Raw genomic sequence first — 13,687 nt, 5'->3', positions numbered from 1 at the left:
AACGCGTGTTTAATCGATGCATGAGCGATTGGAAGGGCTCGTTCTCGAGGCATAAGTACCAAGCCGGCGTAGTTCTGGCTATCAGTCTTATCATGCTGCTGCTGCTGACGCTGATTGGCACTACGGCGGTTAGAGTCACCGGGCTAGACGAAAAAATGGCTGGTAACATGAGGGATCGGAATCTGGCTTTTCAGGCGGCAGAATCGGCATTAAATGCTGGCGAGGCGGCTGCAGAAACCACAACCATTTCAGCTTGCCCAGCCACAGCCCCTAATCCTACTGGTTTTTACCAATCACGTGATGTCAATTGTGATGGTGTACAGGAAACTACCCCTATCTGGAACAGCATCGATTGGAATACGCAAGCGGTACATTATAGTGGGGCCTTAGCCGATATAAGTACCAACCCACGATATATCATCGAAGATATGGGCCTCACCTGTGCATCCCCCGCGACACCATGTCCAGCGGTCGATCAGCGCCGTAATTTTCGCATCACTGCACGGGCTAGCGGCGGTACCGCCGATTCGCTGGTGATGCTGCAATCCATTTATCAAGTAGATGCACCCTGATGTATTCCAAGGTATAGCATTCTCGTTTCTTTTCAGGGAGGCCTCATGGCATTCTATTTTTACAAGCGCCCGATATCTCGCCGACTTGAATTCACGCTGTTAGTTTTTTTCTTGTTCAGTGCCATGGCACATGCTGATGTCGCCCAATCACCATTGTTTTTGACCAGTTCTGTCAAGCCCAATGTGATGCTGATGCTGGATAACTCGATGTCCATGGCGGAAGCCCTGACGATCAATGCCTCGGGCTCTGATTACAACCCGGTGACGACTTATCCTACGGGTGCCAACTGCGATGCCAATTCGCTGCCCAATTCAACCACCGGCACACAAGTTGATACCTCTTTGAATACCAGAACTAAATGCCAGAATGCGGGCGGGTCTTGGAATAACAGTAGAGGCCGTTGCACGGTGACGGTGACTAACCCGGTAACCTATGGCACCACCATACCCAGCAACTTTTTCGGCTATAAGTCAGGCAATACCATCGGAACCAAATGTTTTGCGTCTAATATTGCCTATACCACCAATCTTACTTTGCCTTCTAATGTTACCACCACTGCCCAGCGCGCGAATTATCTGAATTGGTATTACGGCAACGAAATCGCCAAAGCCGGCACTACATCCACCCGCTTACAAGTTGCCAAAAACGCCGCGAATTTCCTGGTGGATTCATTAACCAGTGATACGCGTATCGGATTCACGACTTTCAATGTCGATAACGGCGGAACGCTGTGGGAAGCGGTTGATGATTTGGGTACCACAAAGAAGGCCAATATCAAAAACCGTATCAATGCAACCAGTGCAAATGCGCACACGCCGCTGGCTGAAACCATGGCGGATATTGGCAACTACTTTGCCACCGGTAGTAATAATGTAGTTTTGAGGGCCGGTACCAGTAATGCGTCCACGGTAAGCAAGAATAGTGTTCTGCCGAGTGCTTTAGGCAACAGTACCGGTTGGTCGGGACGCACCGCAATTGCTAGCGAAGCCACATATTCCAGTAGTCCAATTCAGTATAGCTGCCAGCGGAATTTCGCTGTGCTGATTACTGACGGTTTGCCTTCATCGGATCGTGATATTGCAACCAATAGTTATCTCAAGGACTATGACGGGGACTGTTCAGGCAATTTTAGCAACAGTTGTACGACCTACGACATGAAAAAAGCATACCCTTACCCTGGTGGTAATGGTGCGACACCTAACTTGTCAGTTAACAATGCCGGCAATAATTCCAGTGATTATCTCGACGATGTGACCCAAGCCTTGTTCGACATGGATTTACGGCCAGATTTGCGCAATGAGAATGAATCGAATAAGGCCAAGAATAATTTGACCACATTTATCGTCGGCTTTGCAGACGATGCTATCAATCCTAACATACCCGGAGTAAACCCGCTGCCTAGGGATGCTGCATTGCACGGCGGTGGCAAATTTTATTTTGCCGGCAACGAAGCCGAATTGAGCGCTAGCTTGGTCAGCGCTTTTAACTTTATTACCGAACAGGCCAGCGCTTCATCTTCGGTTGCCACCAATTCCACTCAATTTCAGACCGATACTTTGATTTACCAAGCAGTATTTGACAGCGGCGATTGGAGCGGTAACTTACAGGCATTCAGGCTTCTCAGTGAGGACATTAATGGCGATAAAGTGCTTGATCCGGGGGAAGATACCAATGGCAATGGAAAACTTGATGCCGGAGCGATTGGGCAAAAAACATGGAGTGCGAACGCGCTGATACCAAGCCCAGCCGATCGAGACATTTTTTCTTATAACCCTTCAGCCACCACAAGCAAGGGCATTCCCTTTGTTTGGAGCAGCCTTAATGCCAGTCAGCAGAATATTCTGGGCAGCCAAGATGTAGTCGACTATTTGAGAGGCGTTCAAACCCTAGAGCAGAGCAATGGAGGTAGCTTCAGAAACCGCAGCAGTATCTTAGGGGATATCGTCAATTCCGATCCTCTTTTTGTGGGTCGGGACGATGCCGGATATGCCTCTCTGCCGGGTAGCGAAGGTTCAAGCTATGGTGGCTTCGCAAGTACCATTCGCCGCCAAATGATCTATGTCGGTGCTAATGATGGCATGTTGCACGGCTTTGATGCCAGCACTGGCGTCGATGGTGGTAAAGAGATCTTTGCTTATGTTCCCAATGCCGTGATAAGCAGCAAATTGGTGACGCTAAGTGATCCCTCCTATAGCCATCATTATTTCGTTGACGGCTCAGCCCAAAGCGGCGATGTGTTCTATGAGGGCGCATGGCATACCGTATTAGTGGGTAGTTTGGGGGGCGGCGGCAAATGAGTGTTTGCACTCGACGTAACCGATCCTGACGCATTCGGTGCCGATAAAGTACTTTGGGAGTTTGCCAGCAGCAACGATGCCGATATGGGGTACACGCTACCCCAGGTCAACGTGGTGCGTATGGCTAACGGTCAATGGGCTGCGGTTGTTGCTAACGGTTATAACAGCTTAGCCGGCAAGGCCGTGCTATTTATCATCAATATTGAAACGGGAGCCTTGATTAAGAAAATAGAAGCGGAAACCGCAAGTGGGATTAATGGATTATCTAGTCCGATTGCTGTCGATAGCGATAACGACAAAATAGTGGATTATATTTATGCCGGTGATTTGAACGGTAATTTGTGGAAATTCGATGTCAGCAGTAGTGACACCGCCAACTGGGGAGTCGCATACTCGGGTTCTCCTCTGTTCGTCGCAACGGATAGTCTTGCCGCGACGCAGCCAATTACCGCCAAGCCAGCAGCGGGCAAGGCAACCGCCACAGGGCAGACCAGTGGTGTGATGCTTTATTTCGGTACGGGAAAATATTTCGAGACGGATGATAATCTGGTTCCGACCGTGCCGCAGGTACAAAGCTTTTATGCCATATGGGATCAGTGCGATAAAACCAGTGCAGCCGGCTGTAACGGTGTGGTATCAGGTCGATCATCGCTCCAACAACAAAGCATTATTGCCGAAACCAGTGGCGGCAACACCTTACTAGCCGACGGCTCCAGCGCTAACGGCGATGTACGCATCAGCTCAGATTGCGAAGTTGCTTATGGCTCTACGTTGCCAACGACAACCACCACACCCTGCACCAATAACATTAATAGGCGCGGTTGGTTTGTCGATTTGATTTCCCCGGTTTATGGATTGCAAGGCGAAAAGGTCGTAAGCATGCCCATATTGCGGCATGGTGTTGTGATATTTCCAACTTTGATTCCAAATACCAATGTTTGCACCGCTGGCGGTACGAGTTGGCTGATGGAATTGGATCAGTTTTCCGGAGCACGCCTATCAGGCACACCTATCGATTTAAATAATGACGGCAAAGTCGATGACAACGACATGGTGATGATAAATGGCGTCGCCGTTGCCGCTTCCGGAGTCAAATCCCAGGTTGGTATTATCGACACGCCGGCCGTGATCAACTGTGAAAATGGTATAGATTGCAAATACACCAGCGGCAGTAGCGCCAATCTATGGCTGGTCAAGGAAAAAGCGCCTGAAAGCGTAGCCCCAACACTGCTTCCAGCCAGACGACAATCCTGGCGTCAACTTTTATGATACTGCTATCTTTAATAAGAACAGGTTACACCCATAATGAATAAACAACAGGCATTCACCTTAGTTGAATTGATGGTTACCGTGGCGATTGTCGGTATTCTTGTCTCTATCGCCCTTCCAAGCTACCAAGAACATGTCAGGAAATCACGCCGAGCCGATGCAGAAGGGGCATTAATGGGCTTGGCAAATGCGATGGAAAGGCACTTTACGGAGTCCAATAGTTACTGCGATGCCGGAGGAACGGATGGTGCTAATAGTTGTGGAGCAGCAGGCACCAATGATACAGGCTCTCCGTCTATCTATCATTCACAGAGCCCCACATCAGGGAACGCTGTTTATAGTTTGACCATCAGCGCGGTCACTGCAAATACCTACGCACTGTCGGCCACGCCAACCGGCGCGCAGGCTAATGACAAATGCGGAACGTTGACGCTTACTAATACTGGGGTAAAAGGTGTGTCCGCAGCAACCGTAGCGGAATGCTGGTAACCCAGATGGTAAACATTCAGCTTTAAAAGTGCCTTTAAATCAGAGGTACTTGCAAAATTATGAAATTTTACGCAAAAACCACTAGATATAGTGGTTTTTAAAATTAATTGGCCACTAATAGTGGTATTTTGCAAGTTCCTCATCAGTTTGTTATTTCTACTTTGTCAGATTAGGTATTTATCTCTATCGTAAGAGAACAACGCTGGTTTTTAATCAACTTGCCAGCGATCCTTCGTTGCGGGGTGGTATGCGTCTTGATGACTAGGCCAAATAAGAAAATGACAATCAAGGCAACATGCGGCGGTTCTGGTATTGCGGACGACGATTCCGTCATGCCCATAAAAGGATAGTAATTGACTTGGCCCGTGTATTCGCCTGGCTTGCTGCTCAACGAGTTAACGATCAAATTGCCATCTATGTGGCCATTGTAAAAAATCATGTCGGCCAGCGGCGCCAAGATACTGCCTTTAATGCCTATGGCATAGGCTTCCAAAACTTCCGCCTCGATGAAGTTAAACAGAATGTTCTGCGTCAGCAAACCATCGTGACGCTTGGGCGGCGCATTGTCTGGAATGCGTCCGTCATCGTCATTCACAGGAACGCCATCCTCTTGTCGGTAAAAGCCGAATCCTTGCATCGTGACGTTTTTGCCGGTGACATTGATTAAGGCTCGCGCAGAGTCGGGTATGTCTAATAGAAATTTTGTCGTGCTTCCCAATTGTTCGGCGGAAATCGAAAAAATATTCAGGGTTGGATCGTCGCCGGCCAAGGTTAAACCACCCCAACTTTCAAAATCGACCAAACCATTAACGCTCAAATTACCCCATAGCCTGGATTTATCGGCGAGTTCCCCTCCAATTTGGCTAAAATCGATGGGATTTCCTGCAATATAGTTTCCGTTGAGTCTGTTAATCTGGTCTTCACTATAAAAGCCCACGCGTTCAATGGTGGCAGTCCCCCCGCTTCGGGCATTACCGTTATAGACACGCCCGTCGCTGAAATTCAACGCACCGCCAACAATTAGGTCATCCCGATAACCTTGAGAGTTGCCGAGTTCCATGCCGATCGCATAATGCTGCAGGTTGAGGTTGCCGCCAACCGCAAGACGGCCTTCCACATCGGAATGGCTTGCTGTCATATCATTAAGTACGAAGGCGTTAAATTGGCCCGCTAACCCCAGGTCTAATGACATCGCGCTTGTTGGCAAGGTAAACAGAAAAATCCATGTCAGAAAAGTAAATCGAGCAATTTTTTTGTCCAGTAGTCGCATCGAGAGCCTAATTTTTTAGAAGTCAAATTAACAGCTATAAGTCGTCCGCGTATACAAGCAATCATCAGGCCAAATATTTCACATTCCTTATCATGTTGAATTTCAAGCCAATAAACACCTAGTATTGGGAAAAGAGTTGCTGAAAACGTGACATAAACGGCAGCTGATGGCATGAAATGACAGTCTAAAGCAGTAATAGCTTTCCAAGCATATATTCGACTGATTTCTGAATCTTCAATGACGGCTTAAGATATCAACACTGCCGGTGATTTTGTTGATGCAGCTGTCGGCTTATGGCCGATTGGATGAGGTCGCCAAGGACTGCTTCGTAGAAGCTAAACTCGAAAAAAGATGTTTCGGCATGCGGCCGCTTTGGAGAAAGTCGCATGACGGGTTTGGGTCGATTGCGACAGTTCACAGCTCCTAAAAAACTCATTCTGTACTGGCGCAATCATATCGGAATGGGTGGTGGTTTTGAGATTGGAATCAGTGGCGGGTTTGATCGGAATACGCACGCTAGTCCATCCTGCAACGATTTCCGTTTGCTCGGGCGTAGCAAGTAGTTTTTTATTGGTCTGGGCCCAATTAGCTCCTAATATGTCGTCATATTGTAGCTTCCTGCTTTGCAAGGTCAACCGGCTTTTGGTTTCTGTTTGTCGCGGGAAGGCCGCTCGCTTTATGATGTAGACTTAAGACGCTAAACCGGTCAGGGTTCTTATGCAAGGATTTGGCTCGTCCGGTTCTGGGTGCGCGTCCGCTATTTCGTTTTTTATTACCAGGGGGCTTTATGGCAATCACGTTTAAAGGCGGCTGCCTTTGCGGCGCCGTGAAATACCAAGTCAGTGGAAATCCAGAACGTTTTTATCACTGCCATTGTTCCCGTTGCCGCAAGTCTTCCGGCACTGGGCACGCTACCAATCTGTTCTTGGCAAACGCGGATTTGGCGTTTACCGCCGGAGAATCTTTGGTGAAGCAATTCAAAGTGCCGGACGCCAAGCGCTTCACCCGCCAGTTTTGCAGCGAATGCGGCAGCCAAGTTGCTCGATTTGTTCCAGAACTAAACGGAGTCGTGGTTCCTGCCGGATCGCTGGACGATGAAATTCCAATCAAACCTCAAGCACGAATTTTCTGGCATTCAAGAACTGATTGGTCATGCGATGGAGATACCTTGCCGCGCTATGCTGAATATCCGGAGAGTTAAACGGCGTCTAATGTTTTACGACGGAGCGCCAGGAAACACTTAGGACACCATAACCAACGCAAACGACGCCGCGTGTTTGCTGTTGGTTCTGAGCAAAGTAAGCCCCCCTACGGGCGCATGGCGTTAACAAGAAACAGGGAAAGGCTGGTTTTGAGTTTATGCTATGTGAGTCTTTCCAGCAAAGACCGAATAAGCACTGGTGCCCTGTGCCCGTTGTCTGAGTGTGGTCTGGTGACGTCGGCGACTTTGGTGAGCTTTTGCATCCCGCTTGAGAGAATGAGCATGACGATGTCCCGTTGCTGGTGAGGCCCTTTAGATTTGTTATCTGGAGTTTACTCATGGCTATGCGCGTCAACAAAGTATTGACTATCCAGTATCTGAATGCTGCTGGCATCGACATTGGCAGCCGCAGTCACTTTGCGGCCGTTCCGGCGGATCGTTCGACAGAGCCGGTGCGGGAATTCGGATGTTATACCGAAGACCTTCAAACGCTCGCGAGATGGCTACTCGACTGCGGCATCACGATTGCCGCTTTGGAATCGACGGGCGTTCATTGGATTCCGGTGTTCGAGGTGTTGGAAGCGCACGGCATTGAGGTGATGTTGGTCAACGCGCGTAGCGTCAAAAATGTCTCGGGCCGTAAATCCGACGTACTGGATTGCCAGTGGCTCCAGCAGTTGATGAGTTTTGGGCTGCTCAGTTCGGCCTTTCGCCCGCCCGCCCAGGTCTGTGCATTACGTGCCGTCTCTCGCCAGCGCGACAGTTTGCTGCAAGATCAAGCGCGTTGCGTACAACGCATGCAAAAAGCGCTTACCCAAATGAATCTGCAACTCACCAACGTCATCACAGATATCACGGGGCAAACCGGATTGAACATCATACGGGCCATTGTGGCCGGCGAACGAGATCCTCTCGAATTGGCTAAACATCGCAATTACAGGATAAAGGCCAGTGAAGTGGATATTGCTAAAAGCTTGGAGGGGACCTGGAAAGTCGAGCATGTATTTTGCCTGTCGCAAGCCTTATCGCTCTATGACAGCTATCAAGCCTTGATCGCGGATGCCGATGCCCAGTTGGAGGCGCTCATCGCTTCTTTACGTTGTCGTGACCTTAAAGTCGCCAAAGGCAAAACCAAACGCGGCGGCAAGAATGCGCCCGGTTTCGATGCGCACGAGGCGCTGAGGCAATGGGCTGGCGTGGATTTAACCCAAATTGGCGGTATTGATGTCTGCACGGCCCTTAAAGTGTTGGTGGAGTTAGGCACGGACCTATCCAAGTTTAAAACGGCCAAGCATTTTTGTTCGTGGTTGGGCTTGTGTCCCGGCACCCGGATCTCGGGCGGCAAACGGCTTTCTGGTGCCAGCAAACGCATACCCAACCGGGTAGCGCGTGCGCTTAAGTTAGCGGCGCAAGGTTTGCATCGCAGCCAATGCGGTTTAGGCGCTTATTACCGGAGAACGGCGGCTCGCCTGGGTAAAGGAAAAGCCATCACGGCCACGGCGCATAAATTAGCCCGATTAGTGTACGCCTTGTTAACACAGGGCACCGAGTACTTCAGCAGTCACAAGCTGAATATGACGCGAAATTCCAGGACCGCACGCTCAAATATTTACAGCTAAAAGCGAAATCGCTGGGATTTGACCTAGTGCCTCAAGCTGTTTGAGGGATCATTCAATAATTTTGAATAGCCTGTAACCCATTGATTATAAAATATTAATTTGGCTGTTTCTTGAGAGCCAATCGCTAAACCTAATCGGAATTTTCCAACGCATTCATTGCCCGTTGCGCGATGAAGCCATGCACTGTTTCGGTAGGATGTATGCCGTCCCAGAATAGGTAAGTTCCGGGTTTTTTACAGGTAAATGGCGGTTTGTTTGGCTTGATGCAAGCGTCGGTGACATTGATTATGCCAAACAGATTCGAATCATTACTTTCTCGATCATAAATGATCTCTTCAAGTAAGCCATACAAATCTAGCGTGCGGATTTTAATGTCGTACAAGGCATTAAATTGCGCTTGGAGCACTGACAGTGCTTCATTGAAGCCCACAGACAACAAGTTTGCATTATAGGCAATAGTTAGTTCTTCTGGTGTGGGTGGAGGCGTATATAACCCATTCAACAGTCTGACCGTAGGTGTCCGCGCAATATTTGGGACATTTACCAACAGAAAGTTTTCAGCCCCTAGACTGTGTAAGCTTTGAATCGCTAGCGCAATTTGAGTTATCGCTTGCCCGATCAAAGCTTTTGCGGCTGACTCTGGCTCATCTTGGGTGTTCAATAACACATCCAGCGCATCCCTCACGTCATTACCGCCTATTTCTATGGTAAATAATGTTTTTTCTGAAATCGGATGTGACGCATCGATTTGGTGATCGGCCAAGTATGCATTGACCTGGTCGGAAAGATTGAAACGACACCGAATAACATCGTCAGCCGGCGTTTCTTCCGTCACTGGCCGCGCCCGTGCACCGCCCACCGCGTAATTATTAGCCTGAATGCTGTAACTCAGTAGCGCCGGTCGCACATTTCCAGATAAACCTTGCCCGCGCGCAAATTGTTCTATCCAGGTTGCGCCATTGGTAACGTGATGACCACCGCGGGCGTAAACCCCGTCTGGGACCAACAGCTCATAAAAATCATCCATTATTTGCAGCTTATCCATTTGGTCGTAAGGCGGAACATTCAGCGGCTCTCCAAGGTTGCATTGGCCATAACCCAAGTCGACCGCGTTTTTGATCAAAGTAAACGCATTCCCGGAATCGCTTAGACTGCTGCCGAATACCACGATGTTGTCAAAGTTTGATTTCTTCGCAAAAACCGCTGGCGAGCAGGCAAGGCCTGTCGCCAGCAAACCAATTTGTATAATTTTCAAACTGTCTAAAACTTGCATAGCGGCCTCCTGTAACGGATGTTTTATTGATGGATCCAACCTTCTAACCGAAAGGCATGGCTTTATCAACAATCTGTTTTACAACTTAGCGTACTTTTCGTTCATTGGACTTCTACCACTTCCACTATTAACCCTTGTCGCATCCTCTCGGGATCATCCAAGAATGCCTTGGTTTATCATGCTTGGCATAATCGGAGACCGGTATTTTTTCGCCGGTCACACGCTCGATGTCATCGACCGTCACCAGGTAACGGTCCAGGTTTTTCTTGGTGGCCTCCACCGAATTCGGCACGATCCAGGCGATTGCCCGCTCGTCTTGGCCACGCCCGCGAACGATTACCTTCCAGAAGGCGTCTGGCGTTGCTACGCCATGTGACTTCACGAAGTAATCATCCGTCGGATTGTTGCCCCATATCACGCCGCCAATCACCAGCAACTCATCGATGTCGCGGTAGCATTCGATAATTTCCTCGGTCAGAAGCCAAGCCCCTCGGTTCATGTTGGCCGCCTGTGGCAGGATATTGGTCATGTAGTTGCTCTGCTTGATGCCCAATTCCGAATGATCAAGATGATTGGCCGGTACAAGGTGGCCGCGGTCGTAATTTTGGCCATAGCCCTTGGCGCTGGTCTGCTGACATTCGCTGGGTACTTGGCGATCGAGGTAAAAACTACTATCGCGCTGGCCGGCGCCGATGTCGTGTTGAGCGTTGTATCTGAATTTCACCGCACCGCGTTTCTCGCAATCGAGCCAGACCGTAAAACCTTCGTAATCTAGTTGGAGTAAGCTGCCGGTTGGCTTTGGCTCCCGTAAGTCGCTTATCGGTTTGACGTATTCAGATGGTGAGCATGATGACAATGCAATGAATACGAGCGTGAAAATGGCATATCGCATGGTTGGCGGCTGATCCTGAAACAAAAAGGCCGCAAATCTACCATGCTACTCCGCATACTAAAAAACCGATTAGCCTAGCGGCGATTGAGGGGGATAACTCTGGTGACTTATGTTTATTGGTTTTGCTGATGTGAATGAGAAAAACTTCATCGTAACGTTCATGAAGGCTAGGCATCGCCCCGGCAAATGAAAGATACTGCGCGGGAGGCGGCGGGTAGAGGTCGATCAAATTCTTAGCGACTTGATCCTGAACCAGTAACGTGACCCGTCAGACTAACTCGTACCCTGGCATAAATCGTAAGAGATCGCAGAGTAATAAGACCTCGGGCTGTTCAAACCTGAAGGTGAATTTAGCCTGGCATCCGCCGCCTCCCTGCACATCAAGTTTACACCCTGGGAGGTCATGATGGAATTAACGGCAGTCTATCGTTGTGTGGCGGCGCTGGATGTACACCAAGCCAAGCTGACCGTCTGTGTCCTGTATGAAAACGACCTGGGCGAGGTCGTCACCGAAGTGCGCGAGTTTGGTGGTTTCAAACGGGATCGGCGCGAAATGGCCGCGTGGGTAGCGTCCTTTCATCCGGAGTTGGTGGTCATGGAAAGCACGGGCATTTATTGGAAGAGTCCCTATGCGGCATTGGAGTGGTATGGCTTGAATTTGGCCGTGGTCAATGCTCGCCATGTCAAGCAAGTCCCTGGACGCAAAACGGATATCAACGACGCGCAATGGCTGGCTATTCTAGCCCGAAGCGGTTTGTTGCGTGGAGGCTTCGTGCCGCCTCAACATTTCCGCGACTATCGTCTGATCGCCCGGCAACTGCAAAAACTGACCGGCATCGCCGCCGGCGAGAAAACCCGTTTGCACAAATTGTTGACCGACGCCGGCATTCGCCTGTCCGTCGTGATCAGCGATTTGTCCGGCAAATCGGCCAAAGCCATGATCCAAGGCTTGCTGGACGGCGAAACACCCGAGCAATTAGTAGCCCATGCCGATCCACGCCTGAAAGCCACGCCCGATGAATTGCGCGAGGCCTTGGCGGGGGAACTGTCGGACTGTCACCGCTTCGTCATTCGCGAATTGATGGCGCATCTCGACGAATTGGAAGCGCGTATCGGTCGGTTTCGCCAAACCTTGCTGAGCCATTTGCGTGACTATCAAGGGATACTGCAAAATCTGCAGACGATACCGGGGATCGACGAACTGAGCGCCGCGATGTTATTGGTCGAAATCGGCGACGACATGAGTGCCTTTGGCTCAGCCGATAAACTGGCCTCCTGGGCCGGCGTCTGCCCCGGCCAAAACGAGTCGGCCGGCAAACGAAAATCGGCCAGGACCCGCAAAGGCAATCCTTATCTGCGCCGCATTTTGTGCGAAGCCGCCAATGCCGCCAGTCGAACCCGATGCCGCTTACAAGACAAGTTCAAGGCTTTGCTGATACGACGCGGGCGCAAGCGCGCCATTTTTGCCATCGCCCATAAGTTACTGAAAATCGTGTTTTTGTTGATCCAGCGCGGCGATTATTACCGGGATGCCGATACGGACTACGAAGCACTGGCTGTCCAGCGCAACGCGCCGCGTTGGATCAAAAAGCTCATCCAATACGGCTATATCACGCCCTAACTGGCGTGTGACCCAACATCATTTTTTTCGGCCTGTTTAGGTCAGGCTCGCGCTCGCCTCCCGCGCAGCGTATCTTTCAGAGTAATATCCCAGTTAATCGCTTCACCAGCGATAGGGTCAATACGGGTTTGCACGTTAAATAGGGCGTGCCACATAATGCAAATCAACAAACTCGCAGACAAAATTATTGTGGGGCTAGCGCGGCCATAGCTGTAACAGCCAGTTTCTCAATCGCGCTCCAGGGAATGCCCGATATACATCTTTAGCGACCGTATCCCATGCGCGTTGCTCTAAGTGGTTTAGTTGGTGATAGAAGCCTCGCCGTTTTTGTAGAAAATCGCCGACAGCCGCCAGAACTTCCGATGAACAAGTGCAGGCGCCGATATTTGAGAGTAAACCATCGACTTCGGCGCGATAATCCAATCTTCTTAGGCCAATAACCACGACCGCCAAATCGGGCCACCATTCATGAAGTTGTTCATCCGTCATTGTTTGAGGAGAATTAACTGAATTCAGAAAAATCCTGCGCTAAGATTTTTCCAACCTCTTTTCGCGAAAACCAACGCGCTCAATAACGCCGCCGTTCTAGGATAAATCCGATCAATGATTTGAAAATCGGAATGTCAAACAACGTGCCGGCAATGAACATCAGGCCCAAAACAAGCCAGAAAAGACCCACGTTGATGGCGCTCTGTCCTTCAAACCGGCCGTACTGGGTGTGTGAGGAACGTTTTCTTTTGATGGAAAAATACCCGCTTCCGACCAATAGCACGCCAAACAACAGACCGAACCAATCGCTCACTGGCATCTGCTTACATTCCCCGCGCGGACAACACTTCCATTCAAGCGATACCCAGTTTTTGGGACAGTTCTGCTTTTTGTTTTTCGAGTTTTGAAAGTTTCCTTTTCAGGCTATTGATTTCTTTGTTTACTGTCAGCCATTCATGTTCAAGCGCCTGCTTTTTCAAGTAATCATCGCCATATAATGCCTGGGCCAATGCCTGTGCTTCCTTTCTGAGTAACTTGTAATAAGGATTTCCATGCGCGTAATTGAGCCGATATTGCAATTTGCCTTGTTGAATCGAATGGATGATGTCTTGTTCGGAAAGGCCAAACTCCTTGCAAGCGTTATTGAGGCTCAATGTTGCGCCTTGTTTAGTCCAGGCGGAGTCTGTCATCGGTT

The 13,687-nt window shown here is 49.6% G+C and carries 10 protein-coding genes and 2 pseudogenes; 6 read left to right on the top strand and 6 right to left on the bottom strand.

All coding sequences use genetic code 11. The features are described 5' to 3' along the window. Window positions 1-92: 92 nt before the first annotated feature. The 3 genes and pseudogenes from NM686_RS12945 to NM686_RS12935 all read left to right on the top strand — a co-directional run bounded on the left by NM686_RS12945 (window position 93) and on the right by NM686_RS12935 (window position 4,628). Window positions 93-572 carry a pilus assembly PilX family protein gene (locus tag NM686_RS12945; RefSeq protein ID WP_407942358.1) on the top strand — a complete coding sequence of 160 codons (480 nt, stop codon included), beginning with the start codon at window positions 93-95 and terminating at the stop codon, window positions 570-572. A gap of 45 nt (window positions 573-617) precedes the next feature. Continuing rightward, window positions 618-4,139 (top strand): annotated as a pseudogene (locus NM686_RS12940) (PilC/PilY family type IV pilus protein). A 36-nt stretch (window positions 4,140-4,175) separates the two neighbouring features. Continuing rightward, window positions 4,176-4,628 carry a type IV pilin protein gene (locus NM686_RS12935; protein ID WP_269021786.1) on the top strand — a complete coding sequence of 151 codons (453 nt, stop codon included), beginning with the start codon at window positions 4,176-4,178 and terminating at the stop codon, window positions 4,626-4,628. A gap of 169 nt (window positions 4,629-4,797) precedes the next feature. On the opposite strand, the gene NM686_RS12930 is transcribed toward NM686_RS12935, so the two are convergent. Next, the gene (locus NM686_RS12930) at window positions 4,798-5,898 is read right to left on the bottom strand and encodes a choice-of-anchor A family protein (RefSeq protein WP_255188272.1); all 1,101 of its coding nucleotides are present in this window, start codon (window positions 5,896-5,898) and stop codon (window positions 4,798-4,800) included. A 727-nt stretch (window positions 5,899-6,625) separates the two neighbouring features. Between NM686_RS12930 and NM686_RS12925 the strand changes: the two genes are divergently transcribed. Both NM686_RS12925 and NM686_RS12920 read left to right on the top strand, forming a co-directional pair. Continuing rightward, on the top strand, window positions 6,626-7,099 hold the full coding sequence (locus NM686_RS12925; RefSeq protein WP_255188271.1) for a GFA family protein: 474 nt from the start codon (window positions 6,626-6,628) through the stop codon (window positions 7,097-7,099). Between the two features lie 338 nt (window positions 7,100-7,437). Beyond that, a pseudogene (locus tag NM686_RS12920) lies at window positions 7,438-8,762 on the top strand (IS110 family RNA-guided transposase). Between the two features lie 86 nt (window positions 8,763-8,848). Here NM686_RS12920 and NM686_RS12915 read toward each other — a convergent pair. After that, window positions 8,849-9,991 carry an SGNH/GDSL hydrolase family protein gene (locus NM686_RS12915; RefSeq protein WP_255188270.1) on the bottom strand — a complete coding sequence of 381 codons (1,143 nt, stop codon included), beginning with the start codon at window positions 9,989-9,991 and terminating at the stop codon, window positions 8,849-8,851. Between the two features lie 127 nt (window positions 9,992-10,118). Further along, window positions 10,119-10,883, bottom strand: coding sequence for a DNA/RNA non-specific endonuclease (locus NM686_RS12910; RefSeq protein ID WP_255188269.1), 765 nt, complete (start codon window positions 10,881-10,883; stop codon window positions 10,119-10,121). A 406-nt stretch (window positions 10,884-11,289) separates the two neighbouring features. Here NM686_RS12910 and NM686_RS12905 point away from each other — a divergent pair, with 406 nt between their 5' ends. Next, the gene (locus tag NM686_RS12905) at window positions 11,290-12,504 is read left to right on the top strand and encodes an IS110 family RNA-guided transposase (protein WP_255188268.1); all 1,215 of its coding nucleotides are present in this window, start codon (window positions 11,290-11,292) and stop codon (window positions 12,502-12,504) included. A 195-nt stretch (window positions 12,505-12,699) separates the two neighbouring features. Here the strand turns inward: NM686_RS12905 and NM686_RS12900 are convergent, their stop codons facing one another. The 3 genes from NM686_RS12900 to NM686_RS12890 all read right to left on the bottom strand — a co-directional run bounded on the left by NM686_RS12900 (window position 12,700) and on the right by NM686_RS12890 (window position 13,682). Further along, complete coding sequence (locus tag NM686_RS12900; protein WP_255188267.1) at window positions 12,700-12,993, bottom strand: hypothetical protein; 294 nt, start codon at window positions 12,991-12,993, stop codon at window positions 12,700-12,702. 79 nt (window positions 12,994-13,072) lie between these two features. Further along, window positions 13,073-13,306: a hypothetical protein gene (locus NM686_RS12895; protein WP_255188266.1), complete on the bottom strand. Its 234-nt coding sequence runs from the start codon at window positions 13,304-13,306 to the stop codon at window positions 13,073-13,075. 40 nt (window positions 13,307-13,346) lie between these two features. Beyond that, window positions 13,347-13,682 carry a hypothetical protein gene (locus NM686_RS12890; RefSeq protein ID WP_255188265.1) on the bottom strand — a complete coding sequence of 112 codons (336 nt, stop codon included), beginning with the start codon at window positions 13,680-13,682 and terminating at the stop codon, window positions 13,347-13,349. Window positions 13,683-13,687 lie beyond the last annotated feature (5 nt).

Source organism: Methylomonas rapida (genome assembly GCF_024360925.2).
In the GTDB taxonomy this organism is placed as follows: domain Bacteria; phylum Pseudomonadota; class Gammaproteobacteria; order Methylococcales; family Methylomonadaceae; genus Methylomonas; species Methylomonas rapida.
This window is presented reverse-complemented; position numbering and strand designations above follow the sequence as displayed.